Origin of the sequence: Paraburkholderia solisilvae, from assembly GCF_902859875.1 — a bacterium.
Taxonomy (GTDB): domain Bacteria; phylum Pseudomonadota; class Gammaproteobacteria; order Burkholderiales; family Burkholderiaceae; genus Paraburkholderia; species Paraburkholderia solisilvae.
Genome location: NZ_CADIKF010000044.1, coordinates 1 through 25,085 on the forward strand (window position 1 = coordinate 1; position 25,085 = coordinate 25,085).

General features: G+C 65.5%; 19 protein-coding genes. 17 read left to right on the forward strand and 2 right to left on the reverse strand.

Annotation, left to right across the window (positions count from 1 at the left end):
- Positions 1 to 729: 729 nt before the first annotated feature.
- From HV675_RS23510 to HV675_RS23575, 14 genes are all read left to right on the forward strand, one after another.
- Positions 730 to 1,500: a ferredoxin--NADP reductase gene (locus HV675_RS23510; protein ID WP_175113681.1), complete on the forward strand. Its 771-nt coding sequence runs from the start codon at positions 730 to 732 to the stop codon at positions 1,498 to 1,500.
- Between the two features lie 546 nt (positions 1,501 to 2,046).
- Entirely contained in the window at positions 2,047 to 2,958 is a 912-nt protein-coding gene (locus HV675_RS23515; RefSeq protein ID WP_175113683.1) for a sensor histidine kinase, read from the forward strand.
- Positions 2,959 to 2,976: 18 nt separating this feature from the next.
- Positions 2,977 to 3,633 (forward strand): response regulator transcription factor RqpR, encoded by a 657-nt coding sequence (gene rqpR / locus HV675_RS23520; protein ID WP_175113685.1) that lies wholly within the window; start codon positions 2,977 to 2,979, stop codon positions 3,631 to 3,633.
- 176 nt (positions 3,634 to 3,809) lie between these two features.
- A complete protein-coding gene (bcaP, locus tag HV675_RS23525; protein WP_175113687.1) occupies positions 3,810 to 5,213 on the forward strand; it encodes a branched-chain amino acid transporter BcaP in 1,404 nt (467 codons plus the stop codon).
- A 470-nt stretch (positions 5,214 to 5,683) separates the two neighbouring features.
- Positions 5,684 to 6,193, forward strand: a complete 510-nt coding sequence (locus tag HV675_RS23530) for a (2Fe-2S)-binding protein (protein WP_175113689.1) — start codon at positions 5,684 to 5,686, stop codon at positions 6,191 to 6,193.
- 11 nt (positions 6,194 to 6,204) lie between these two features.
- Positions 6,205 to 8,607 (forward strand): xanthine dehydrogenase family protein molybdopterin-binding subunit, encoded by a 2,403-nt coding sequence (locus HV675_RS23535; protein ID WP_175113691.1) that lies wholly within the window; start codon positions 6,205 to 6,207, stop codon positions 8,605 to 8,607.
- A gap of 14 nt (positions 8,608 to 8,621) precedes the next feature.
- Entirely contained in the window at positions 8,622 to 9,419 is a 798-nt protein-coding gene (locus tag HV675_RS23540; RefSeq protein ID WP_175113693.1) for an FAD binding domain-containing protein, read from the forward strand.
- Between the two features lie 153 nt (positions 9,420 to 9,572).
- Complete coding sequence (locus HV675_RS23545; protein WP_175113695.1) at positions 9,573 to 10,460, forward strand: AAA family ATPase; 888 nt, start codon at positions 9,573 to 9,575, stop codon at positions 10,458 to 10,460.
- Between the two features lie 197 nt (positions 10,461 to 10,657).
- The gene (locus tag HV675_RS23550; RefSeq protein ID WP_175113773.1) at positions 10,658 to 11,938 is read left to right on the forward strand and encodes a vWA domain-containing protein; all 1,281 of its coding nucleotides are present in this window, start codon (positions 10,658 to 10,660) and stop codon (positions 11,936 to 11,938) included.
- Positions 11,929 to 12,522 carry an SRPBCC family protein gene (locus HV675_RS23555; protein ID WP_175113697.1) on the forward strand — a complete coding sequence of 198 codons (594 nt, stop codon included), beginning with the start codon at positions 11,929 to 11,931 and terminating at the stop codon, positions 12,520 to 12,522. The genes HV675_RS23550 and HV675_RS23555 overlap by 10 nt, the downstream gene beginning before the upstream one ends.
- Entirely contained in the window at positions 12,495 to 13,544 is a 1,050-nt protein-coding gene (locus tag HV675_RS23560) for an XdhC family protein (RefSeq protein WP_175113699.1), read from the forward strand. The genes HV675_RS23555 and HV675_RS23560 overlap by 28 nt, the downstream gene beginning before the upstream one ends.
- A gap of 212 nt (positions 13,545 to 13,756) precedes the next feature.
- Positions 13,757 to 14,179, forward strand: coding sequence for a type II toxin-antitoxin system RelE/ParE family toxin (locus tag HV675_RS23565; RefSeq protein WP_175113700.1), 423 nt, complete (start codon positions 13,757 to 13,759; stop codon positions 14,177 to 14,179).
- Complete coding sequence (locus tag HV675_RS23570) at positions 14,115 to 14,435, forward strand: helix-turn-helix domain-containing protein (RefSeq protein WP_175113702.1); 321 nt, start codon at positions 14,115 to 14,117, stop codon at positions 14,433 to 14,435. The genes HV675_RS23565 and HV675_RS23570 overlap by 65 nt, the downstream gene beginning before the upstream one ends.
- 443 nt (positions 14,436 to 14,878) lie before the next feature.
- Positions 14,879 to 16,963, forward strand: coding sequence for a DUF3857 domain-containing transglutaminase family protein (locus HV675_RS23575; protein ID WP_246270500.1), 2,085 nt, complete (start codon positions 14,879 to 14,881; stop codon positions 16,961 to 16,963).
- 35 nt (positions 16,964 to 16,998) lie between these two features.
- Here HV675_RS23575 and HV675_RS23580 read toward each other — a convergent pair whose 3' ends face one another.
- Both HV675_RS23580 and HV675_RS23585 read right to left on the reverse strand, forming a co-directional pair.
- Positions 16,999 to 18,021: a serine/threonine protein kinase gene (locus HV675_RS23580; protein WP_175113704.1), complete on the reverse strand. Its 1,023-nt coding sequence runs from the start codon at positions 18,019 to 18,021 to the stop codon at positions 16,999 to 17,001.
- A 181-nt stretch (positions 18,022 to 18,202) separates the two neighbouring features.
- Positions 18,203 to 18,415: a hypothetical protein gene (locus HV675_RS23585; RefSeq protein ID WP_175113707.1), complete on the reverse strand. Its 213-nt coding sequence runs from the start codon at positions 18,413 to 18,415 to the stop codon at positions 18,203 to 18,205.
- A 395-nt stretch (positions 18,416 to 18,810) separates the two neighbouring features.
- Between HV675_RS23585 and HV675_RS23590 the strand changes: the two genes are divergently transcribed.
- The 3 genes from HV675_RS23590 to HV675_RS23600 are packed head-to-tail and all read left to right on the forward strand — an operon-like array spanning position 18,811 to position 24,883.
- Complete coding sequence (locus HV675_RS23590) at positions 18,811 to 21,993, forward strand: efflux RND transporter permease subunit (protein ID WP_175113709.1); 3,183 nt, start codon at positions 18,811 to 18,813, stop codon at positions 21,991 to 21,993.
- A 37-nt stretch (positions 21,994 to 22,030) separates the two neighbouring features.
- On the forward strand, positions 22,031 to 23,287 hold the full coding sequence (locus HV675_RS23595) for an efflux RND transporter periplasmic adaptor subunit (RefSeq protein ID WP_175113711.1): 1,257 nt from the start codon (positions 22,031 to 22,033) through the stop codon (positions 23,285 to 23,287).
- A 6-nt stretch (positions 23,288 to 23,293) separates the two neighbouring features.
- On the forward strand, positions 23,294 to 24,883 hold the full coding sequence (locus HV675_RS23600) for an efflux transporter outer membrane subunit (protein ID WP_175113713.1): 1,590 nt from the start codon (positions 23,294 to 23,296) through the stop codon (positions 24,881 to 24,883).
- The last annotated feature ends 202 nt before the right edge of the window (positions 24,884 to 25,085 follow it).

Here is a 25,085-nt window from a genome sequence, read left to right on the forward strand (position 1 = left end):
CGCCGTGCGGTGCCGTGCGGTGCCGTGCGGTGCCGTGCGGTGCGGTGCGGTGCGGTGCGGTGCGGTGCGGTGCGGCCACGTTACCCGGCCTTGGCGCGAAGCTCGCCGCGGCCGGGCGCAGAACGACGCAGAACGACTGAGCACCACACCGTAACCCCCCGTCTCCCTTTCTGAAGAACGCCGGCCGCAGCCGTCTTCACCATGGTTCCAGCGAGCCGGGTTCCAGCTTTGCAAGCAGGGTCAATGCGCCCGCGCCGCGCGGGTTTCGGTATTATCGCGTGACCCGTCGGCCGCTCCGGCGCTTGTGCCGTGATGTTCTGGAGCACCGAAGGCGCTCTGCCCCACAACAGCGCATGTCACATGCGTTTCCCGGCTGTCTTCCCGCATACCGGTCACTGCGCTTCAAGGTTCATTGCGTCGCCGCGGTCGCGACGCAAAACCCGCGCAATCGCACCATGGGCACCAGCGGCGCGTCGACGCCGCCGCGCCCGCATCGGCCCGCCGGTTAACCCGCGAAGCGGCTGGTTGATCGGTAACGCGGTAAAATAGGGGATTACGCAGCATTTTTCCGTGCAGCACCGCCCTGTTTCCATACATTGAATTGACGGGGCGACGCGCGGCTGCGGCGGCAGTTCAGTTTGATCTGGCTGCCTGATCTGGCTGCCACGCGGGTCGACCTGACGGGTCGGCCTCGCAGGTCAGCCTTGTTTTCGCCTCATCCAGGAAGCCATGAGCAATCTGAATTCACAAACCGTCCTTAGCGTCCATCACTGGACCGACACGCTTTTCAGCTTTACCTGCACGCGCGACGCGTCGTTCCGCTTCGAAAACGGCCAGTTCACCATGGTCGGCCTCGAGGTCGACGGCAAGCCGTTGATCCGCGCTTACAGCATGGCGAGCGCGAACTACGAAGAGAACCTCGAATTTCTCAGCATCAAGGTGCAGGACGGCCCGCTCACGTCGCGGCTGCAGCACCTGAAGGTCGGCGACCAGGTCCTGATCGGCAAGAAGCCGACCGGCACGCTGATGGCCGACAACCTGCTGCCCGGCAAGACGCTGTGGCTGCTGTCGACCGGCACGGGCCTCGCGCCGTTCATGTCGATCATCAAGGACCCGGACGTGTACGACCGCTACGAGAAGGTCGTGCTCACGCACACGTGCCGTTTCGTCGACGAGCTCGCGTACAAGGAATACATCACCGATCACCTGCCGGCTCACGAGCATATCGGCGAACTGATCCGCGACAAGCTCGTGTACTACCCGACGGTCACGCGCGAAGCGTTCCAGAATCGCGGGCGTATCACCGAGCTGATCGAAACGCAAAAGCTCTTCGCCGACCTCGATCTGCCGCACTTCTCGAAAGACAACGACCGCGTGATGCTATGCGGCAGCCCGCACATGCTGCGCGACACGCGCGAGCTGCTGGACAGCATGGGCTTCGAGGAAGGCAGCAACAACTCGCCGGGCCACTATGTGATCGAAAAGGCGTTCGTCGGCTGATCGGCTGCACGAGCGCGATCGTTTTTCGCCGAACACGCCTGCCGGCGCTCGGCAAAAAAACAACAAGACCGGGACCGCGTCCCGGTCTTTTTTTTGCGCGCGCTTTTCATTCGATTTGCTTTCTGAAGCATGTCATTTGCCTAAAGCAGATCGCGTCGCCCCGTCCGTACCGCACCCTGCCGGCTGGCGTTACAAATTGACGCACCGAGCGCACCTGCCTTGTCAGCATTTTTCCTACATACCGGGTCCGAAAAGGCGCAATTCCGCAGGTGAAATTTACGCGCTCAGCCTTGCCCTGCCTGCATTTTTTTCTTTTTTTGGGATATCATCGCGGCGCAGTACCCACACGCGGCGCTTACGACCAAGTTGCCGCCGACTTGTTACCGAATGTAAATTTCGTTACGCCCGGGCGTAGCGATTGTCCGTCAACGCGAGGTCCGCGGGCGGGCACGTCTGGGAGGTTAGGGGTTCGCATGCGTTTTTCTGCATTTTCGCTGTCGGCGCACCGCCAGTTCGCCGGTCAAGCCACTTTCTGACAGGGAAAGCATGGACAGGTCGACCGTAGTACCGATTGGCGCCCATACACCGCACCCGATTGCACACGATGTCGGCAATGCGCTTGCCGCATCGCGCAGCGCCGACGAACGCGCGCCCGCCGCCGGCGCGGATGCCGCCGCCACCGGCGCGCCATCCCGAGTCGCCGCTGAAGCCGAGATCGACCGCCTGCGCGCCCGCGTGCGCGAACTGGCGGCCGAGGTCGTGCGCGCACAGGAAACCGCGCTGCGCCACCTCGCGCAGGAATTGCACGACAGCGCGGGCGCCGAGCTGACCGCAACGCGCTTCGCGCTCGCGAACCTCGAAACCTGGCTGCCCGCCGACGCGCCGGCGCAATGCAGCGCATCGCTCGCGATTGCAAAGGACTCGCTCGACGCGGTGTCGGACGCGACGCGTGGCGCGATCGACGCCCTTCACGCGCCGTCACTCGACAGTGGAATCGTGCACGCGTTGTCGCAATGGACCCGCAGCTTCGCGACCCGCACCGGCCTGCGCACAGGCTTCGTGTACGCGGCCGACGCACGTTTGACATACCTGCCGCGCGACGCCGTGCTCGCGGTTTTCCGGGTCGCACAGGAGGCGCTGAACAATGTCGCGAAGCACGCGCGCGCATCAGGCGCGGACCTGCGCATCGAAACCGATGCCGAGTACCTGACGCTCGTCGTCGCCGATGACGGCATCGGCCTGCCGCGCGGCGCCGCTTGCGGCGAGCGACAGTTCGGCCTTGCCGGCATCCGTGCCCGCTGCGACGCATACGATGGCGAGCTCGCCATCCTCCGGACATCCCGGTCGAAGCAGATCGCGCGCAACGCGCGGCCAGGCACCACGATTCATGCGCGGTTCGCGTGGCGCGCGCTGCTTGCCCCCGAATCCGGTCTGCGGCGCCACGCCGCACTTTCATGAGTTGATCACGACGCAACGATGAATCTGCGTATCCTTCTCGCCGAAGATCACGCCGTGGTTCGCCAGGGCGTGCGCCAGTTGCTGCTCGACCGGGGCGTCGCCAGCGAGGTCGCGGAAGCCCAAAGCGGCGCGGAAGCGCTGATGGAAGCCGGACAGCGTGTGTACGACGTGATCCTGCTCGACGTCTCGTTGCCGGACCTGAACGGCGTCGAAGTGCTCAAGCGCATGAAGCGCAAGGTGCCGCGCGTACCGGTGCTGATGTTTTCGATGTACCGCGAGGACCAGTATGCGGTGCGCGCGCTGAAGGCGGGCGCGGCCGGCTATCTGTCGAAAACCGTCGACGCCGCGCAGATGATCGCCGCGATCCAGCAGGTCGCCGCGGGCCGCAAGTACGTGAGCCCGGCGATGGCCGAGGCGCTCGCGAACTACGTGTCGTTCGACGGCGAGCAGATGCCGCACGAGAAGCTGTCCGACCGCGAGTACCAGACGCTTTGCATGCTCGCGTCGGGCAAACGGCTCACCGATATCGCGCTCGCGCTGTCGCTGTCGGTGAAGACCGTCAGCGTGTACCGCACGCGGCTGCTCGAAAAGATGAAGCTGCGCAATAACGCGGAGCTGACCTTCTACGTGATGACGAACCGGCTCGTCGATCTGAATCCGGCGATGACCGCCTGAGCTGCGGCCTCGCCTGCATCAACCGGCCGGTACGTCCGGGCAAAGACATCCGTTGCACGCCGTCTCGACGTCGCCACCGAAAGCTCCCCGAAGGCTGCTACCGCGCATCGGCTAAAATCGAAGGTTCCCCGGCATTCGGCGCGCCCCATGCGCGCGTTATTGGAGACCCTTCGCCCATGTCCGTATTTCGCAGGAAGAACGTCGAGCACATGCTCGCGGGCGCGCAAGCTGCCGGACTGAAAAAAGCGCTCGGCGCGCTCGATCTGACGTTCCTTGGCGTCGGCGCCATCATCGGCACCGGCATTTTCGTGCTCACCGGCACCGGCGCCGTGCAGGCGGGCCCCGCCCTGATGATCTCCTTCGTGATCGCCGCCATCGCCTGCGGCTTCGCGGCGCTCGCCTATGCGGAGTTCGCGTCGACCATTCCGGTCGCCGGTTCGATCTACACGTATTCCTATGCGACGCTCGGCGAGCTCGCCGCATGGATCATCGGCTGGGACCTGATGCTCGAATACGGGCTTGCTACTTCAGCGGTGTCGGTCGGCTGGTCCGGCTATCTGCAGTCGCTGCTCGCGGGCTTCGGCGTTTCGCTGCCGGTCGCGCTCACCGCGGCGCCCGGCGCGCTGCCCGGTCACACCACGCTCTTCAACCTGCCCGCGTTCGTCGTGATGATCGCGATCACGACGCTGCTGTCGGTCGGCGTGCGCGAGTCGACGCGCGTCAATAATCTGATGGTTGCGATCAAGGTGACGGTCGTGCTGCTGGTAATCGCCGTCGGCGTCTTTCACGTGAGCCCGGCGAACTGGCATCCGTTTATGCCGAATGGCTGGTCGGGCGTATTCGGCGCCGCCGCGGTGATGTTCTTCGCGTTTATCGGCTTCGATTCCGTATCGTCGGCGGCCGAGGAGGTGAAGGACCCGAAACGCGACCTCCCGATCGGCATCATCGCCTCGCTCGCGGTCTGCGCGGTGCTGTATGTGGCGGTGGCCGCGGTCGTCACCGGCATCGTGCCGTCGGCGCAGTTCGCGCATATCTCGCATCCGGTTTCGTATGCGCTGCAGGTGGCGGGGCAGAACTGGGTCGCCGGCCTGATCGATCTCGGCGCGGTGCTCGGCATGCTGACGGTGATACTCGTGATGGCCTACGGCCAGACGCGCGTGATCTTCGCGATGTCGCGCGACGGCCTGTTGCCGGCGGCGCTCTCGCGCGTGCATCCGCGTTTCGCGACACCGTTCCTGACCACCTGGCTGTGCGGACTCTTCTTCGGGTTGATCGGCGCGCTGGTGCCGCTCGACGTGCTCGCCGAACTGATCAATATCGGCACGCTCGCGGCCTTCTCGATGGTGTCGATCGCGGTGCTGATCCTGCGCCGCACGCACCCCGACCTGCCGCGCGCCTTCCGCTGTCCGGGCGTGCCGGTCGTGCCGGTGCTCGCGGTCGCGTCGTGCCTGTTCCTGATGGTGAATCTCGCGGGCGTCACATGGCTCGCGTTTGTGATCTGGCTTGCGCTCGGCATGGCAATCTATTTCGGCTACTCGCGCCGCCGCTCGAAGCTCGCGCATGGTGTGCTTCCGCACTGACGCGCGCAACACGCCTGCCCGTTCCTTTCCAGTCAATTCCAGGCAGTTCGAACGGCGCGCCCGCTGATGCGGCGCGCCGCGCATCCTTGACGGTGCTGGCATACGAACCGGCCCGGCCGCGCCGCCGTGCTGGCTGTCGCGGCCGTTGCCCCGAATGCCGCCGCCACCTCAGCGACGATTTCCCCCGATAGCCGCCCCCGCCGATTTGTGTTTTACTTTTTATTCGCAAATCACAACAAGCACCAACCGAACCGGACCCTCACAGCAGGCAGGCGGTAGGTAGTGAGTGTGGGCCCGTGCCGGTCTCTATCCCCGCAAGACATGGGACTGGAGTGATGTGCTAATGCGCTCAGCTGTGGTCGACTCGCCGCGCAACTCCAGGTAAGCGCTGAAGCGCTGACCTGCAGTAACGCGGCGTGGGACCAGAGTAAGCGCTGAAGCGCTAACTCTGGTCGACACCGGAGACATCCATGCCGATCAGCATCAGCCTGACGGTAAACGGCGCACCCGTTACCGCGAACGTCGAGCCCCACACGCTACTTGTTCAGTTTTTGCGCGATCAGCTGCGGCTGACCGGCACGCATATCGGCTGCGACACCGCGCAGTGCGGCGCGTGCACGATCCATCTGAACGGGCGCGCGATCAAATCGTGCAACATGCTCGCGGCCCAGGCGGACGGCGCGGACCTCACGACCATCGAAGGACTGTCGAAGAACGGCGAACTGCATCCGATGCAGGCCGCGTTTCGCGAGTGCCATGGGCTGCAATGCGGGTTCTGCACGCCCGGCATGGTAATGAGCGCAACCGCACTGGTCGCGACCCACCCGCAACTCACCGGTGACGACGTGCGCGCACAGCTCGACGGCAACCTGTGCCGCTGTACGGGCTATCACAATATCGTGAGGGCGATCGTCGAGGGCGCGGCCGCAATGCAGGCCGGCGCGGGCGCCACGCCAAACACCGCCAAGGTCACCGCCTGAGGAGCCCGACGATGAACGCACCCGAAACCCATCGCATGATCGGCGCCTCCGTCCTTCGCAAGGAAGACGCGCGCTTTCTGACCGGCAACGGCCAATACACCGACGACGTGATCCTGCCGCAGCAGTCGTACGCGGTGTTTCTGCGCTCGCCGCACGCGCATGCGCGCATCAGAAGCATCGATACGACGGCGGCCAGGCAGTCGCCCGGCGTCGTCGCGATCTTCACCGGCGCGGACCTCGCGGGGGACAAGGTCGGCGGGCTGCCATGCGGCTGGCTGATTCACAGCATCGACGGCAAGCCGATGAACGAGCCGCCGCATCCGGTGATCGCGCATACGAAGGTGCGTCATGTCGGCGACCAGGTCGCGCTCGTGATCGCCGATTCGGTGAACGCGGCAAAAGACGCGCTCGAGCTGATCGACGTCGACTACGAGGCGCTGCCCGCCAACGTCGATACCGCGCATGCGGCCGACGCCGGCCGGCCGGCGGTGCACGACGAACTGCCCGACAACACGTGCTTCACGTGGGGCCACGGCGACAAGGCCGCGACCGACGCCGCGTTCGCGAAGGCCGCGCACGTGACGACGCTCGACATCGTCAACAACCGCCTCGTGCCGAATGCGATCGAGCCGCGCGCGGTCAACGCCGCCTGGGCGCCGCACGACGACAGCTACACCGTGTACGTCGCGAACCAGAACCCGCATGTCGAACGGCTGCTGATGGCCGCGTTCGTGCTCGCGTTGCCTGAATCGAAGGTGCGCGTGATCGCGCCGGACGTCGGCGGCGGCTTCGGCTCGAAGATTTTCCTGTACGCGGAAGACGTCGCGGTGACGTGGGCGTCGAAGAAGGTGCGGCGCCCGGTCAAGTGGACCGCCGAGCGTTCCGAAGCGTTCCTCTCCGACGCGCACGGCCGCGATCACGTGACCAGGGCCGAGCTCGCGATGGACAAGGACGGCACGTTCCTCGCAATGCGCGTTCATACGATCGCGAATATGGGCGCGTATCTGTCGACGTTCGCGTCGAGCGTGCCGACGGTGCTGTACGCGACGCTGCTCGCCGGCCAGTACGCGACGCCCGCGATCTACGCCGAAGTCAAAGCGGTGTTCACCAACACCGTGCCGGTCGACGCATACCGCGGCGCCGGGCGCCCGGAAGCGACCTATGTGGTCGAGCGCCTCGTCGAAACCGCGGCGCGCGAACTGCATATGGACCCGGCCGAATTGCGGCGCCGCAACTTTATCCGTTCGTTCCCGTATGCGACGCCGGTCGGCCTCACCTACGACACCGGCGATTACGACACCATCCTGTCGCGCGCGATGCAGCTTGCCGATGTCGAAGGATTCGCGGCACGCAGACAGGCGTCGGAGCAGAAAGGCAAACGGCGCGGGCTCGGCTACTCGTGCTATATCGAAGCGTGCGGGCTCGCGCCGTCGAACGTCGCGGGCGCGCTCGGCGCACGTGCGGGCCTGTTCGAGGCGGGCGAGATCCGCGTGCATCCGACCGGCTCGGTCACCGTGTTTACCGGCTCGCACAGCCACGGCCAGGGACACGAGACGACCTTCGCGCAAGTCGTTGCCGACCGGCTCGGCATGCCGATCGAAAACGTCGAGATCGTGCACGGCGATACCGGCCGGATTCCATTCGGTATGGGCACCTACGGGTCGCGCTCGATCGCGGTCGGCGGCTCGGCAATCGTGAAGGCGCTCGACAAGATCGAAGCGAAAGCGAAGAAGATTGCCGCGCATCTGCTCGAAGCGTCGCCGGACGATATCGAGTTCAAGGACGGCGCATTCCGCGTGGCCGGCACCGATCGCACCAGGACCTTCACCGACGTCTCGCTCGCCGCGTATGTGCCGCACAACTATCCGCTCGACAAGCTCGAACCCGGCCTCGACGAAAGCGCGTTTTACGATCCGACCAACTTCACGTATCCGGCGGGCGCGTATATCTGCGAAGTCGAAGTCGATGTCGACACCGGCGAGGCGCGCATCGAGCGCTTCACCGCGGTCGACGACTTCGGCAATGTGATCAACCCGATGATCGTCGAAGGACAGGTGCATGGGGGCCTCGGGCAGGGTATCGGTCAGGCGATGCTCGAGCGCTGCGTGTACGACAATGAAACCGGCCAGCTGCTGTCCGGCTCGTACATGGACTACGCGATGCCGCATGCGTCCGACCTGCCGAACTTCACGGTGGAAACCGCCAAGGGCACGCCCTGCACGCACAATCCGCTCGGTGTGAAGGGCTGCGGCGAGGCAGGCGCAATCGGCTCGCCGCCGGCGGTGATCAACGCGCTCATCGATGCGCTCGCGCCGCTTGGCGTCACCGACCTGCAGATGCCGGCGACGCCGCATCGGATCTGGTCCGCGATGCAGGCGGCCAGCGCATCGCAAGCCGCACCCCATCAAGCCTGAGCGGAGGAGCCCACATGTACACGTTCGACTATCAACGCGCGGCCGATCCGAAAGCCGCGGTGTCGGCGCTCGCCGCGGACGGCGAAGCCAAATACCTGGCCGGCGGCCAGAGCCTGTTGCCGACGATGCGTCTGCGTCTTGCGCAGCCGTCGAAGCTGATCGACGTCACGCGCATTCCGGCGTTGAAGGAGATTCGTACGGATGGCAAAACGTTGACGATCGGCGCCGCGGTGTGTCACGCGGATGTCGCGAGCCATGCGGAGGTGCGCCGCATGCTGCCCGGCCTCGCCGATCTCGCCGCGCATATCGGCGACCGCCAGGTGCGCGCGCTCGGCACGATCGGCGGCTCACTCGCGAACGACGATCCGGCCGCGTGCTATCCGGCCGCGGTGCTCGGCCTCGGCGCGACGGTGGTCACCGATCGCCGCCGCATCGGCGCCGAAGACTTTTTCGTCGGCATGTATGAAACCGCGCTCGCACCCGACGAGCTGATCGTGTCGGTCGAGTTTCCGCGCGCGGAAAAAGCCGCTTACGAGAAGTTCCGTAATCCGGCTTCGCACTTCGCGCTCGTCGGCGTGTTCGTCGCGCAGCAGGCGGGCGGCGTGCGGGTCGCGGTGACCGGCGCGGCGCCCTCGGTGTTTCGCGTGGCCGCGCTCGAGCAGGCGCTCTCGGCCGACTTCTCGCCGGCGGCGGCCCGCGCGGTGACGGTCTCGGCGGACGGACTCAACACAGATCTGCACGCAAGCGCAGAATATCGGGCACATCTGATTCCGATCCTCGCTGCGCGCGCGGTCGAGCGGGCAACCGGCTAACGCGGGTTCAAGACGCCACTGCGCGCCACTGCGACGCCGCGGCGGCGCCATTGAGTCCCTTAACCGTCGCGCGACCATCGAGCGGCCCGCCCGGCGCGTCCGGGCTGGGCCGTTCCCGCACCGTCAGCGCGATGCCTTGCGTCCGAGACAATCATGCAACCCGCTTCGATCGACGACACCCTCGCACAACTCGCCGCGCAAGACTACTTCGCGAGCCGCGAACTCGCGACCGCGCTGTTTCTCGCGTTGCGGATGGAACGGCCGCTCTTCGTCGAAGGCGAGCCCGGCGTCGGCAAAACCGAGCTCGCGAAGGCGGCGGCCGGCATGCTCGGCACGTCGATGCTGCGGCTGCAGTGCTACGAAGGTCTCGACACCGCGAGCGCGCTGTACGAATGGGACTATCCGCGGCAGATCATGGCATTGCGCATCGCGGAGGCGGCCGGCGAAAGGCCCGGCAACGACACGCTGTATCGCAGCGAATTCCTGTTGAAGCGCCCGCTGCTGCAGGCGCTGCTGCCGGATGAACGGCATCCTGGTGCGCGCCGCGTGCTGCTGATCGACGAGATCGATCGCGCCGACGAACCGTTCGAAGCGTTTCTGCTCGAATTGCTGTCCGACTTTCAGGTGTCGATTCCCGAGTACGGCACGGTGCGCGCGCAGCAGCGGCCGCTCGTCGTGATGACGTCGAACCGCACACGCGAGGTGCATGACGCGCTGAAGCGACGCTGTTTGTACCAGTGGATCGGCTACCCGGAACGCGAGCGCGAACTGGCGATCGTCGCCGCGCGCGCACCGGACACGAGCGAAGCATTGCAACGGCGTGCGGTGGGCTTCGTGCATCAGTTGCGCGGCATGGATCTGTTCAAGGCGCCGGGCATCGCGGAGACGATCGACTGGTGCCGCGCGCTTGCCGCGCTGAGCATCGCGGAACTCGATCCGCAATCGGTGCAGGACACGCTGGGCGTGCTGCTCAAGTATCAGGACGATCTCGCGCGCATGGACCCCGAGCAGATCGCACAATGCCTCGCCGCAGCGGAGTGACGCCGATGAACCCAACGCCGCGCACACCTGCCGCACCGGATGCCGGTGAAAATGCCGGGCCGGATGCCGGACCGAATGCCGCGCGAGACGCGCATGGCAGCGCGCAAACCGACGCGCGCCGCGCCGCCACGCGCGCCGATCGCGCCTCGCGCAAACCAGGCGATGCGTCGGATCCGTCAGCCATCGAAGGCTTGCCGATGCTCGCCCGCAACGTCGTCCATTTCGTGCGGCTGTTGCGCGCGGCAGGCCTGCCGATGTCGCCGGCGCAAGCGGTCGACGTGCTCGACGCATTGCGTTGGGTCGGCCTCGAGCGCCGCGACGATGTGCGCGCGGCACTGGCCGCGCTGCTCGTGCGTGCGCCCGATGAACGGGAGCTGTTCGACGCCGCGTTCGATCTGTTCTGGCGCGACCCCGACTGGACCGGCAAGGTGCGCGCGCTGCTGCTGCCGAAAGTAGGCAGCGCGATCCCGCCGCCCAAACGCAACAACCGCCTCGCCGACGCGCTCGCCGCGCGGCCGCCCGCGCAACACCCCGCGCGCCGCGCGCCGGTGATGGAGCAGCACGAACTGCATGCGCACGTCACGTTCAGCGCCGAAGAACGGCTGCGCCATCGCGACTTCGATACGCTCACCGCGGACGAATGGCGCACGCTGCGCCATGTGATCCGCAGCCACCGTCTGCCGCTCGCGATGGAACGCACGCGCCGTCTGAAGGCCGCATCGCGCGGCACGCATGCGGACCTGCGCGCGAGCGCGCGCCACGCGGTGCGCGCCGGCGGCGACTGGACCGTCTGGAAATATCGCGCGGCAGTCGAACGCAAACCGCCGCTCGTGCTGCTGCTCGACATTTCCGGCTCGATGAGCAGCTACTCGCGGGCAGTGCTGTACTTCTGCCATGCGTTGCTGCAATCACGCGAGCGGCTGCAGGTGTTCCTGTTCGGCACGCGTCTGACCAATGCGACGCGCGCGCTGCGCGAGCGCGATCCGGACGTGGCGATCGCGGCGCTCGCGGAGCAGGTGGTCGACTGGTCCGGCGGCACGCGCATCGGTGCGGCGCTCGCCGAGTTCAACCGGCGTTGGGCACGCCGTGTGCTGACCGGCAGGGCAACCGTGCTCCTCGTGACCGATGGCCTCGACCACGAGGCCATCGACCTGCTCGCCGACGAAATGAGCCGCCTGCGCCGCTTCGCGCACCGCATCGTCTGGCTCAATCCGTTGCTGCGCTACAGCGAGTTCGCACCGAAAGCGCGCGGCGTTCTGGCGATCCTGCCGCATGTGGACGCACACCGGCCGGTCCATAATCTCGACAGCCTGAGCGCGTTCGGCCGCGATCTCGCACAACTCGGCCAGCTGTCGCACGCGACCCATCTGACGCACGCGCCGCACGCCATGCACCGCGAGCAGCAGCGCGCAACAACGGCGGCGCCCCGCACCGCCGCGAGTGCAACCCCACCTGCAGGAGGCACGCGATGGAATTGACCGAGAGTTACACGCTGCCCGTGTCGCAACAACGCGCATGGGAAGCATTGAACGACACCGCGGTGCTGCGTGCGTCGATTCCGGGCTGCGAGAGCATCGACTCGGACGGCGAGAATGCTTACGCGGTGTCGATGAGCGCGTCGGTCGGTCCCGTTAAGGCGCGCTTCAAAGGGCGTATGCTGCTGACCGATATCGATGCGCCGCATACGTATACGATTGTGTTTGAAGGTCAGGGCGGTGCGGCGGGCTTCGGCAAGGGCAATGCGCACGTCACCCTCGCGCCGGACGGTGACGACGCCACGACGCTGTCGTACACGGCGAGCGCGCAAGTCGGCGGCAAGCTTGCGCAGATCGGCTCGCGGCTCGTCGACGGCGCCGCGCGCAAGATCGCCGGCGAATTTTTCAAGCGCTTCAGCGCACAGTTGACAGGCGGCGGCGCGGACGGCGAAAGCACCGACAGTTCCTTGCAGGAAGCCGACAAGCCCACCGACGAAGCAACCGGCGCCGCCGATGCCGCAGGCGAAGGCGAAGGCGCCGAACCGAAGAGGAAGAAATCATGGACAGCGTGGATCTCGAGGTCCTGAAATCCAGTGCGCGCTGGCTCGATGAAGGTCACCGCGCACTGCTGGTGACGGTGGTCAAGACATGGGGCTCGTCGCCGCGGCCGGAAGGCGCGATGCTCGCGGTGCGCGACGACGGGCTGGTGGTGGGCTCGGTGTCGGGCGGCTGCATCGAGGACGATCTGATCGACCGCGTGCGCCGCCGCGGCATCGAACAGACGCTTCCGGAGGCGGTGAAGTACGGCATCAGCGCCGAAGAAGCCCACCGCTTCGGTCTGCCGTGCGGCGGCACGATCCAGCTCGTGCTCGAACCGCTCGGCCGCGCAAGCGGCATCGCCGAACTGTGCGAGGCGGTCGAAGCAGGCCGGCTCGTCGCGCGCACGCTCGATATGAGCGACGGCGCGGTTCGCTACGGCGCCGCGCAGGCAACCGACGGCGTCGACTTCGACGACCGGCGCCTGCTGACCATTCACGGGCCGCGCTACCGGATGCTCGTGATCGGCGCCGGCCAGCTGTCGCGCTACCTGTGCAATATCGCGGTCGGTCTCGACTACCAGGTCACGGTTTGCGACCCGCGCGAGGAGTACACGGACGAGTGGAACGTGCCGGGCACGACCATCGTGCGCACGATGCCCGACGATACGGTGCTCGAGATGAAGCTCGATGAACGCTGTGCGGTGATCGCGCTGACACACGACCCGAAGCTCGACGATCTTGCGCTGATGGAAGCGCTGAAGACACCCGCGTTCTACGTCGGCGCGCTCGGGTCGCGGCGCAACAACGCGGCGCGCCGCGAACGGCTCAAGGAATTCGATCTGACCGACACCGAGCTTGCACGGCTGCACGGCCCGGTCGGCATTTACATCGGCAGCCGCACGCCGCCTGAGATCGCGGTGTCGATTCTCGCCGAAGTCACGGCGGCGAAAAACGGCGTGTCGCTGCCGACGCTGCTGCAGGTCGAAGGCGCGAAGGCCGCGCGGGAAGTCGCGGCAAACGGCGCGACGGTTTGCGGCATCCCCGCCGAACTCAACGAGCGGCACGCGTAACACGCCCGCGACGCCGGCCGCGCGACGAATCGCGCGGCCGGCTCCCCTTTCTTCCGTTTTCCTCAACGTTGGCCATTTGGCTGACTGCCGCTTTCCTCCCGATCTTCATAGCATGAGCCTCTTTGTGCAGCGGTATTTCCGCGCACGGATATTCCGGTGATCATCATCACCGTTCATTCCCTTGACGGAATATTCTCTGGAGGCTATAGTTCATGCGCTGGGAAGTTGAATACACCGATCCATTCGGTGACTGGTGGAGCGATCTGAGCGAAGCGGAACAGGAGTCGGTCGCGGCGTCGGTGCAGTTGCTCGAAGAGTACGGCCCGTATTTGTGTCATCCGCATTCGAGTCAGGTCAAAGGCTCGCGTTACGGTCCGATGCGCGAATTGCGCATCCAGCATGACGGCCGGCCGTTTCGTGTGCTGTACGCGTTCGACCCCACGCGAACCGCCATTTTGCTGCTGGGCGGCGACAAGACCGGCGACGGGCGTTGGTACGAGCAGAATGTGCCGCGCGCCGACGCACTGTATTGCGAGCATCTCGCGCAATTGAAAGAGGAGGAAATCAATCATGGCCAAAAAGTTTGCGGAATTGCGGGCGAAAATGTCGCCCGAATCTCAGGCACGCGCCCATGACAAGGCGCACCGCCTGATGGCGGAAATGGCATTGAGCGAGCTGCGCCGGGCTCGCGGCATGTCGCAGGAAGAACTGGCCGTCGTGCTGCACGTGAAGCAGCCGAGCATTGCCAAGTTCGAACAGCGCGCGGACTCGTATGTCTCGACGTTGCGCGACCATATTCGCGGGCTCGGCGGAGAGCTGGATATCATCGCGCGCTTTCCCGAAGGTGAAGTGAAGATCACCAACTTTGGCGTGTTCAGCAGCAAGGCATAGCCAGACCGGCGGTTTCTGTCATGGGTCGGCGCATGCAACGGGCATCGCGCCGGTCCCACGTCACGCCCGCTAGCGTGACGTCAGCCCGCGCTCGGGGCATCTCGCTGAGTATCTTGCGCCGAGGTATCGCGTTGACGGACCGCATTTGCGTGGCGCATTTGCGTGGCGCATTTGCGTGGCGCATTTGCGTGGCGCATTTGCGTGGCGCGTTTGCGTGGCGCGTTTGCGTGGCGCGTTTGCGTGGCGCGTTTGTTCGGCACATTCGTTCGGCACATTTGCGTAGCGCATTCGCGCCGCATTCACGTGTCGTATTTATGTGCCGCGCTTATGCGCGGGACCAACCCGCCGCATTACGTACGTTCGCCGCTTGACAGCCGATTTGTGGGCCTTTTAAGTGTGAAGTCCGGCCACCCCACCCACCGTCATCGCGCGTGTACGACCTCATGCGTCCTCTTGTGCTCGCCTTCATGGCGGCTTGCGTCTGGGCCGCCGGCGTCTCGAACGCCGGCGCTGCCGCGCCCCGCGCGTGGGCCGCGAGCAGCAGCGATTCTGACGGCCCGCGCGCCGGCATCAGCGCAGACAACCGCATCGCGAACGACCCGGCGAGGCGCTCTGCCGTCGGGTCATCCAATCCTGCCGAACCCTACACGAACGAGCAGGAAACACAGACATTCACCGTCAACGCCGACGGCTCGTACACGAAGCTCGACGACATCACGCTACGCGTGAACACTGAAGCGGGCGTCGCTCGCGTTGCGCAACACTACATCTGGTTCAACCGGAATATGGCGAGCGTCGATGTGTTCGACGCGTATACGGTGGGCGCGGATGGCGTGCGCCACGACGTACGGCCCGAGCAGATTCACGACGTGCAGGAAGCGCGTTCGTTCGACGCACCGACGTTTCAGGACATTCTCGAAAAGGTCATTGTGTTTCCCGCTGTGGAACCCGGCGCGCTGATTCACCTGAAGTACCGGAAAACGCAGCGCGTGCCCATCGTGCCAGGCTATTTCAGCGACTTCACGCCTCCCGACCTTGCGCCGACCCATCACTTCCGCCTGATCTACGACCTGCCCGCCGATATGCCGCTCTACGCGGACGCGCGCGGTTTCACCGCCGTGCCGCCCGTCAGCTATGGGCAGGGCGAGACCCGCCGCACGCGCTACGAATTCCGCTACGACAAGGCCCGTTTCGGGCGTCTCGAATACGGTTCGATCTCGTACATCAGCTATGGCGACCGGCTGATGGTGTCGACCTTCCGCGACTACGCGGCCTTTGCGGCGACCTACGAGGCATCGGCAGCCGACCCCAGCGCATCGGACCCGGCCATCGTCCGTCTCGCGCGCACGCTGACCGAGGCGGACAGCGCACCGCACGACAAAGCGAAGACGTTGTACGACTGGGTACGCAAGAACATTCGCTATGTCGCCGTCAATATTGGGCGCGGCGCGGTCGTGCCGCATCACGCCGCCGACATCCTCGCGTTGCGCTATGGCGACTGCAAGGACCACGTCGCGCTCTACGGCGCGCTGCTCGACGCCGTCGGCATACGCAACGAGCCGGCGCTGATCAACAGCGGTACGGTCTATTCGCTGCCGTCGGTGCCGGGTTTCGGCGTACTGAACCACGTCATCACATGGCTGCCGGACCTGCAACAGTATGCGGACTCCACCGCGCCGAATGTCGAGTTCGGCTACCTGCCGTCGACCGATATGGACCGGCCCACCGTGCTCGTCGAGCAACGCGTGCTCGGCCATACGCCGGCCACGGCAACGACTGCGCGCCACAGCGACCTGACCATCACCGTGGCGCCCGACGGCTCGGCAAGCTTCGTCTACCGCCTGCAGGCAACCGGCTGGGGCGCCGAGCAGGGTCGCGCGATGCTGCGCCTGCAAACGCCCGCGCAACGCGAAGAAGCGATTCAAGGGGAATTGCGCGCGGCCAACCTGAGCGGCAATGCGACGCTGTCGACCAATGCGCTCGATGCATCGGACGGTCCGCTAGTCGTCACGATGAAAGGCTCGCTCGACGATTTCGTGCTGCCCGGCGCGGCCGCGTCGATTCCGGCGCTGACGAGCTTCGTCGGCGGGTTTCAGTCCGATGCGCGTTACTGGCTCGGCGAACGGCAGCGCACGCAGCCGTTTGTCTGCCGCAACGTCGAATTGCACGAGCGCGCACGCATCGTGCTGCCCGCGAATTTCAGCGTGCTGGACATGCCCGTGGCCGCGCAAGCGGAAGACCGTTTTATCGATTTCCACTCGACCTACCGGTACGATCCGCAGGCGAACGCGATCACGATCACGCGCGACGGCAACACGCGCTTTAGCCGCGAAGTGTGCTCACCGGACGAGTTTGCGCAGATGCGCGCCGGCATCGAGACGATCGGGCGCGACGTGCGCGCGCAGGTGATCGTCAAATCGACCCTGGCCGGCGCGCGTAACGCCGATCAAGGTGTGGGCGCGGGCAACTCAAGCCTGCCGGACGGGGCGCCGCCGGCCGCGCGGAAAGTCATCGCAGAAGGGCCGTGAACCTGTTGCGCGCAGGCGCGCCGTACGACAATCGATCAAACCGGCCATAGCGGCCCTTCCTGCATCGCGCCGACCTGCTCGCGCAGTTCGAGGACGCGATCTTCCCAATAGCGCTGCGTGTTGAACCACGGAAACGCGACCGGAAAAGCCGGGTCGTTCCAGCGCCGCGCGATCCATGCCGAGTAGTGAATCAGCCGCAGCGTGCGCAGCGCTTCGATCAGATGCAACTCGCGCGGCTCGAATTCGCAGAAGTCCTCGTAGCCGGCGAGCAGGTCCGTCAACGCGCGCGATGCGTCAGCCCGTTCGCCGGGCAGCAGCAGCCACAGATCCTGCACTGCGGGACCCATCCGGCTGTCGTCGAAATCGACGAAATGCGGGCCGGCATCGGTCCATAGCACGTTGCTCGGATGGCAATCGCCATGCACGCGCAGCGTCGCGATATCGCCGGCGCGCTCGAACGCGTGTTCGACGCCCTCCAGCGCGAGATTCACAACGGTCAGCCAGGCTTCGCGCAGATTTTCCGGAATGAAGCCTTGCGCGATCAGGAAATCGCGAGGCTCGTAACCGAACGTCGCAATGTCGAGCGTGGGACGCTGCGTGTATTGTTGTGTGCGGCCCACGGCATGAATCCGCCCGATAAAGCGCCCGAGCCACTCGAGCGTGTCGCGCTGTTCGAGTTCGGGCGCCCGGCCGCCGCGCCGCTCGAAGAGCGCGAAGCGAAAACCGTCGAACGTGTGCAGCGTGCGGCCTTCGAACTCGCGCGCCGACACCGCGGGAATCTCGCGTTCGGCAAGCTCGGCGACGAATGCATGTTCTTCGAGAATCGCAGCGTCCGACCAGCGCTGCGGCCGATAAAACTTCGCGACCAGCGGTGCGCCATCCTCGACGCCGACCTGATACACGCGGTTCTCGTAACTGTTGAGCGGCAGCATGCGCCCGTCGGTGCGCGCGCCGGCGCTCATCAGCACGCTGTCGATCGCGTCGAGCATGCATTCCGGCGTTAGCCGGGCGAAGGGCACGGCTGAGCCGTCCCCGATATCCTGGGTGTCTTCGTTCATGCCCGCATTGTGCGCCGCGCCGCCGTCAAAGACGAGCGTTGCCGTAGCGTTGGCGGACGGGAAGCCCGCTGACGCGCGGCATTAACCGGCGACAACGGAGCGCGCCGGCAAATCGCAACGGCATATCACGACGACACCGCGCGGCCCGTCGGATGACGGCCGCCAACCCGCGACAATCGGCTCAGTGCAGCGGCGCGCCGGCCGGACGCACACATTCGCCGGTGTCGATCAGATCTTCCAGGAAGAAGGGTTCCGTGTTCAGTTGCAGCGACGTGCCGGGCTCACCCGCGTACCACGCCACCATGGCCATGTCGCCCAGAATGCGCATGACGATTCCGCGTGCGCCCGCAGGCACAGCGATATGCACGGATCGGACAATAGAACCGACTTGCATGATATTTCCCCGTTCTGCGTCTGCCGGCTTGGGAGGACTGCGCCGGTCAATGTGACGATAAAAAACGCTGCCTCAGTACAAAACGTTGTGCACACAACCCGAACTTCATCGGCGAGGCGACCTCATTGTTACCACATTGCCCGCATCGCCAAAAGCGGAAAAACAAGGCATATATACCACTGTTTCGATCAAATCGACTTACGAAACGCTAACTGTAACCGGCAGTAAACGGGCTCATCATAAACCGTTCGCAAGGCAACTCTCAAAATTGGACATATAGACTACGATACGCGTTATATTCCTGTCGCGCGCGGCATCCGGCCTCCTCGTCCGCGCATAAAGCCCGCTGCTTCGGCGGCGCCGTCCCCTTCGGCCCTCATCGGACCGCACCGTACATGTGGATCGTTCGTCTCGCGCTGCGGCGCCCGTATACGTTCATCGTTCTCGCCCTGCTGCTGCTCATTGTCGGGCCGCTGACGATCCTGCGCACTCCGACGGATATCTTCCCGAACATCGATATTCCGGTGCTGTCGGTGATCTGGACGTTTCAGGGCCTGCCCGCCGACGAGATGGAAAAGCGCGTCGTGCTCAACTACGAGCGCGGGTTGTCGACGACGGTCAACGATATCGAGCACGTCGAATCGACTTCGCTTTACGGCATTGCGGTCGTGAAGATCTTTTTTCAGCCGCACGCGAATATTCAGGAAGCGCTCGCGCAAGTCACCGCGTTGTCGCAATCGCAATTGCGCTCGCTGCCGCCGAGCATCACGCCGCCGAGCATTCTGCGTTACAACGCGTCGACCGTGCCGATTCTGCGGCTCGCGCTTGCATCGCCGTCGCTTACCGAGCAGGAACTGTTCGACTTCGGTAACAACTTCCTGAAGACGCAGCTCGCGACCGTGCCCGGCGCGTCGGCGCCGCTGCCGTACGGCGGCAAGCAGCGTCAGATCATGATCGACATCGATTCGCGCAAGCTGCAGGAGCGCAATCTGTCGCCGATGGATGTGGTGAACGCGGTCACCGCGCAGAATCTGATCGTGCCGACCGGCACCGCGAAAATCGGCTCGACCGAATATGCGGTCGAACTGAACGCGAGCCCGGATTCGCTCGCAGGCCTGAACAATATCCCGATCAAGACCGGCGCGAACGGCACCATCTATATTCGCGACGTCGCGCATGTGCGCGACGGCTTCCAGCCGCAAACCAATATCGTGCGCGTAAACGGCCAGCGCGCGGCACTGCTGACCATCAACAAGAGCGGCAACACGTCGACGCTCGAGATTGTCAACGACATCAAGAACATGATGCCGACGCTGCGCAATCTCGTGCCCGCGTCGATGAAAATCGATCCGGTGGCGGACCAGTCGCTGTTCGTGCGCGCGTCGGTGCAAGGCGTGTTGCGCGAAGCGCTGATCGCCGCGTGCCTGACCGGGCTGATGATCCTGCTCTTTCTCGGCAACTGGCGCGCGACGCTGATCATCGCGGTGTCGATTCCGCTGTCGATGATCACCTCGATCATCGCGCTGTCGGCGCTCGGCGAGACCATCAACATCATGACGCTCGGCGGCCTCGCGCTCGCGGTCGGCATACTGGTTGACGATGCAACCGTGGCGATCGAGAACATCAGCCATCAGCTCGAGCAGGGCAAGAACCTCGAGCAGGCGATTCTCGACGGCGCGCAGCAGATCGCGGTGCCGACGCTGGTGTCGACGCTGTCCATCTGCATCGTGTTCGTGCCGATGTTCCTGCTGTCGGGCGTCGCGCACTATCTGTTCATTCCGCTCGCCGAAGCGGTCGTATTCGCGATGCTCGCGTCGTACTTCTTTTCGCGCACGCTCGTGCCGACGCTCGCGAAATATCTGCTGCGCCATCACCATAAGGCAGCCGACCTGCACCACGCGCCCACCCCGACGCGCAACCCGTTCATGCGCGTGCATCTCGCGTTCGAGCGGGGCTTTGCGAATCTGCGCGAGCGCTACCGGCGCTTTCTCGAAGCGCGCGTCGCGAAGCCCGGTCTGTTCGTGAGCGGGTTTCTGCTTTGCTGCCTTCTGTCGCTGCTGCTGATTCCGTTTCTCGGCCGCGACTTCTTTCCATCGGTCGACGCCGGAACGATCGCGCTGCACCTGCGCGCGAAAACCGGCATGCGCGTCGAGGAAACCGCGGTGCTCACCGATCGCATCGACGGACGGATCCGCCAGCTGATTCCGCCCGACGAGCTGCACTCGGTCATCGACAACATCGGCCTGCCGGTGTCGGGCATCAACCTGTCATACAGCAACACCGGCACGATCGGCACCTCGGACGCGGATGTACTGATCACGCTGAACGAAGATCATCATCCGACCGCCGACTATGTGCGCAAACTGCGCCGCACACTGTCGGACGAGTTCCCGGGCGTGCAGTTCTCGTTCCTGCCGGCCGATATTGTCAGCCAGACGCTCAACTTCGGGATGCCGTCGCCCATCGACATTCAGATTGTCGGACGCAACGTGCAGGCCAATCGCACATTCGCCGCGAACCTGCTGAACAGGCTGCGCAACATACCGGGCCTCGCCGATGCACGCATCCAGCAGCCCGCCGACCTGCCGCGCATCTTTATCGACGTCGACCGCACGCGCGCGCAGCAAGCCGGCTTCACGCAGCGCGACGTCGCGAGCAACCTGCTCATCACGCTGTCCGGCAGCCAGCAAACCACGCCGACGTTCTGGCTCAATCCGCGCAATGGCGTGAGCTACAACGTGATTACCGAGGCGCCGCAGTACACGATGGATTCGCTGCAGTCGCTTGCAAACATTCCGCTCAACGCGAACGGCCACACCAATATTCTCGGCGCGCTTTCGACGATGCGGCGCGAAGCCGGCAACGCGGTGCTCACGCACTACAACGCGCAAACCACGATCGACATCTACGGCACGGCCGACGGCCGGGATCTCGGCGCGGTGTCCGACGATATCAACAAGATCATCGAAGCGTCGAAGGCGGATCTGCCGCAGGGCTCGACGATCCAGGTGCGCGGCCAGGTTCAGACCATGAACGACTCGTTCAGCGGCCTGCTGACGGGCCTGCTGTTCGCGATCGTGCTGGTGTATCTGCTAATTGTCGTGAACTTCCAGTCGTGGCTCGATCCGTTCATCATCATCACCGCACTGCCCGGTGCCCTCGCGGGCATCGTCTGGATACTGTTCCTCACGCATACGACACTGTCCATTCCGGCGCTGACCGGCGCGATCATGTGTATCGGCATCGCGACCGCGAACTCGATTCTGGTGGTGAGCTTTGCGCGCGAACAGTTGCTCGAGCATGGCGACGCGGTGCGCGCGGCCATCGAAGCGGGCTTCACGCGTTTCCGCCCGGTGCTGATGACGGCGCTGGCGATGGTGATCGGCATGGTGCCGATGGCGATCGGCCTCGGCGAAGGCGGCGAACAGAATGCACCGCTCGGCCGCGCGGTGATCGGCGGTCTCGCGATCGGCACGCTCGCGACGCTAGTGTTCGTGCCGGTCGTGTTCTCGATGATTTACCGGCGGCTTGCCGAGCGGCGGCAGCGGGCCGCCGCGCACGTCGTATCGAGGCCGTGATGCGCGCAAGCGCGATGCCGTTGATTATGGAGCGTTGATGGAAGGGAAGCCTCTTGATGAATCCGCGGTCACCCGCGGCGCGCCGCCGGCGGCAACGACGCGGCGCGCGCGCTGGATTGCCGTGCTCGCGGTCATCGTCGTACTCGCGCTGGCGGCGCAGGGCATCTGGTCGCGCCGCGACGCGCACGCGTCGCTCGAGCGCGATGCCGAGCATGCGGCGAGGCTGGCCGTCGAAGTCGTGCATCCGGAAAAATCGAGTGCGGCGCTCGATCTGGTCCTGCCCGGCAACGTGCAGGCTTATCTCGACACGCCGATCTACGCGCGCACGAACGGGTATCTGCGAAAGTGGTACGCCGATATCGGCAGCCATGTGAAGGCCGGCCAGCTGCTCGCCGAAATCGATACCCCGGAAGTCGACGACCAGTTGCGCGCCGCGCGCGCGGACGTCACGAACGCGGAAGCGAACTATGCGCTCGCGAAGACCACCGCGGACCGCTGGACCGACATGCTGAAGACGAAGTCGGTGTCGAAGCAGGAGACCGACGAAAAGGTCGGCGACATGCTCGCGAAGAAGGGCACGCTCGATGCGGCGCGCTTCAACGTCGCGCGGCTCGAGAAGACGCAGTCGTTCCAGAAAGTCTATGCGCCGTTCGACGGCATCGTCACCGCGCGCAATGTCGACGTCGGCGCGCTGATCGACGCGGGCAGCGCCGGCGGCCCGGCGAAGGAACTGTTTCATGTCGCACAGGCGGACCGGCTGCGCGTGTATGTGAACGTGCCGCAAGCGTATTCGCAGCAGATCCATTCCGGCGAAGGCGCCTATCTGACGCTCACGGAGACGCCCGGCAAGCACTACCCGGGCAGCGTCGCGCGCACATCCGGCGCGGTGGATCCGACGCAGCGGACCATGCTCGTCGAAGTCTCGGTCGACAACCGCAACGGGGATTTGCTGCCGGGCGCGTACGCGCAGGTGCATTTCGCGCTGAGTTCGCAGGCGACGCCGTACACGCTGCCCGGCAACACGCTGCTGTTCCGCCCGGACGGCGTGAAGGTCGCAACCGTCGACGAACAGCAGCGCGTGCGGCTCGTGAAAGTGTCGCTCGGCACCGACTACGGCACACGCGTCGCGATCGCATCGGGTCTGGCGGGCAATGAGCAGGTCATTCTGAATCCGCAGGACTCGATCGTCGACGGTGCGCCGGTGCGCATCATGCAAGCGAAGGCCGAGGGCGCCGCGCAGCCCGCCAGCGGTGCGGCGAGCGGCGCCGCGAACGCGCAAGCGGCGGCGGGGTAACGGCGCATGCGTGATGTTCGTCCGCGCCCGCGCGCACTCGCTACGATCGCCGCGTCGGTTCGCCGTCGAGCCGGCAGTGTCGCCGGCGCCAGGCCAACCACCGGCGCGACGGCGGTGCTTGCCGCGGCGGCCGCGGCTGCGCTGCTGGGCGCCTGCACGCTCGGGCCCGACTACGTGCGTCCCGCCGCGCCGACAACCGCAAGCTACAAGGAGCTCGAAGGCACCGGCTGGAAGTCCGCCGAGCCCGCCGATACGCAATTGCGCGGCGCATGGTGGGAGGTTTATCAGGATCCCGCACTGAATGCGCTCGAAGAACAGGTGGCGAGCGCGAACCAGAACGTGAAGGCCGCCGAGGCGCGCTTCCGTTCGGCGCGCGCGGCCGTGGCCGGCTTTCGTTCGCAATTCTTCCCGGTCGTGTCGTACAACGGCGGTTTCTCGCGCGCGCGATCGTCGGAAAACATCGAATTCAAATCGACTGCGGGCAAGACGCTGAACGACTACCTGGTCGGCGCGGACGCGACGTGGGAACCGGACCTGTGGGGCCGCGTATCGCGCAGCGTCGAAGGCGCGAAGGCCAACGCGCAGGCGAGCGCCGCCGACGTGCAGAGCATGCTGCTGTCGATCCAGGCCGAGATCGCGACCGACTACTTCGAACTGCGCGGCATCGACCGCGAACAGCAACTGCTCACCGATACGATCGGCGCATACAAGGACGCGGTCGAACTGACGCAGAACCGGCTGAACGGCGGCATCGCGACCGACGCGGATGTCGCGCAGGCGCAAACGCAACTGCGCACCACGCAGGCCCAGCAGATCGATCTCGGCGTGCAGCGCGCGCAGCTCGAACACGCGATCGCGATCCTGACCGGCCAGCCGCCCGCGACCTTCTCGCTGCCGGTTGCGCCGCTCGATGCGGTGCCGGTAGTCGCGCCGACCGGCGTGCCGTCGGCGCTGCTCGAGCGGCGCCCGGATATCGCGTCGGCGGAACGGCAGATGGTCAACACCAACGCGCAGATCGGCGTCGCGAAAGCCGCGTTTTTCCCGAATCTGTTTCTGTCGGTCACCGGCGGTCTCGAAGCCACCAACTACAGCCAGTGGCTTCTCGCGCCGAGCCGCTTCTGGTCGCTCGGACCTTCGGTCGCGGGCACGCTGCTCGACTTCGGCGCGCGTTCCGCGCAGAAGGAAGAGGCGCAGGCAGGCTACGACGAGAGCGTCGCGCTGTACCGGCAAACGGTGCTGGACGCGTTCGGCCAGGTCGAAGACAACCTCGCCGCGCTGCGCGTGCTCGAACAGGAAGCCCATGCGCAGGACGAAGCGGTGTCCGCGGCCGAGCGCTCGCTCGCAATCCTCTACGACCGCTATAAGAATGGCGCGATCACGTATCTCGACGTGGTCGTTGCGCAGACCACCGCGCTCACGAACGAAGTGCAGGCGGTCTCGATCGCGCGCCGCCGGATGGCCGCGAGCGTCGCGCTGATCAAGGCGCTGGGCGGCGGCTGGGACGTGTCGCAACTGCCCACCGACGAGCAGATCGTCCATCCGCCGGACGCCGACGACAAACCCGCGGCGAGCGCGCCACACGTGCCGCGCGGTTAGCGACGCGACGGTTCCGCCACGCCGCGGTCTCTCGCGTGGTCTCCGGTGGTCTCCGGTGGTCTCACGTGGCCGGCACGGCTCCGGCTTGCGCCGCGCACCCGATATGCGCCGCGCGCCTCGCCTGAGCGACCAGTTCACGTGTATGTTCCTGCACGTTTCAATGACGTGAAACGAATGATCGGCGTATCGTTTACGTTTCGCA

Bases quoted from the DNA above. Each gene is read 5' to 3' on its own strand.
- HV675_RS23600 (WP_175113713.1), top strand. From the start codon at position 23,294: ATGCGTGATGTTCGTCCGCGCCCGCGCGCACTCGCTACGATCGCCGCG.
- HV675_RS23540 (WP_175113693.1), top strand. From the start codon at position 8,622: ATGTACACGTTCGACTATCAACGCGCGGCCGATCCGAAAGCCGCGGTG.
- HV675_RS23560 (WP_175113699.1), top strand. From the start codon at position 12,495: ATGGACAGCGTGGATCTCGAGGTCCTGAAATCCAGTGCGCGCTGGCTC.
- HV675_RS23565 (WP_175113700.1), top strand. From the start codon at position 13,757: ATGCGCTGGGAAGTTGAATACACCGATCCATTCGGTGACTGGTGGAGC.
- HV675_RS23545 (WP_175113695.1), top strand. From the start codon at position 9,573: ATGCAACCCGCTTCGATCGACGACACCCTCGCACAACTCGCCGCGCAA.
- HV675_RS23570 (WP_175113702.1), top strand. From the start codon at position 14,115: ATGGCCAAAAAGTTTGCGGAATTGCGGGCGAAAATGTCGCCCGAATCT.
- HV675_RS23535 (WP_175113691.1), top strand. From the start codon at position 6,205: ATGAACGCACCCGAAACCCATCGCATGATCGGCGCCTCCGTCCTTCGC.
- rqpR (WP_175113685.1), top strand. From the start codon at position 2,977: ATGAATCTGCGTATCCTTCTCGCCGAAGATCACGCCGTGGTTCGCCAG.
- HV675_RS23515 (WP_175113683.1), top strand. From the start codon at position 2,047: ATGGACAGGTCGACCGTAGTACCGATTGGCGCCCATACACCGCACCCG.
- HV675_RS23595 (WP_175113711.1), top strand. From the start codon at position 22,031: ATGGAAGGGAAGCCTCTTGATGAATCCGCGGTCACCCGCGGCGCGCCG.
- HV675_RS23550 (WP_175113773.1), top strand. From the start codon at position 10,658: ATGCTCGCCCGCAACGTCGTCCATTTCGTGCGGCTGTTGCGCGCGGCA.
- HV675_RS23530 (WP_175113689.1), top strand. From the start codon at position 5,684: ATGCCGATCAGCATCAGCCTGACGGTAAACGGCGCACCCGTTACCGCG.
- HV675_RS23580 (WP_175113704.1), bottom strand. From the start codon at position 18,021: ATGAACGAAGACACCCAGGATATCGGGGACGGCTCAGCCGTGCCCTTC.
- HV675_RS23575 (WP_246270500.1), top strand. From the start codon at position 14,879: ATGCGTCCTCTTGTGCTCGCCTTCATGGCGGCTTGCGTCTGGGCCGCC.
- HV675_RS23510 (WP_175113681.1), top strand. From the start codon at position 730: ATGAGCAATCTGAATTCACAAACCGTCCTTAGCGTCCATCACTGGACC.
- HV675_RS23590 (WP_175113709.1), top strand. From the start codon at position 18,811: ATGTGGATCGTTCGTCTCGCGCTGCGGCGCCCGTATACGTTCATCGTT.
- HV675_RS23585 (WP_175113707.1), bottom strand. From the start codon at position 18,415: ATGCAAGTCGGTTCTATTGTCCGATCCGTGCATATCGCTGTGCCTGCG.
- bcaP (WP_175113687.1), top strand. From the start codon at position 3,810: ATGTCCGTATTTCGCAGGAAGAACGTCGAGCACATGCTCGCGGGCGCG.
- HV675_RS23555 (WP_175113697.1), top strand. From the start codon at position 11,929: ATGGAATTGACCGAGAGTTACACGCTGCCCGTGTCGCAACAACGCGCA.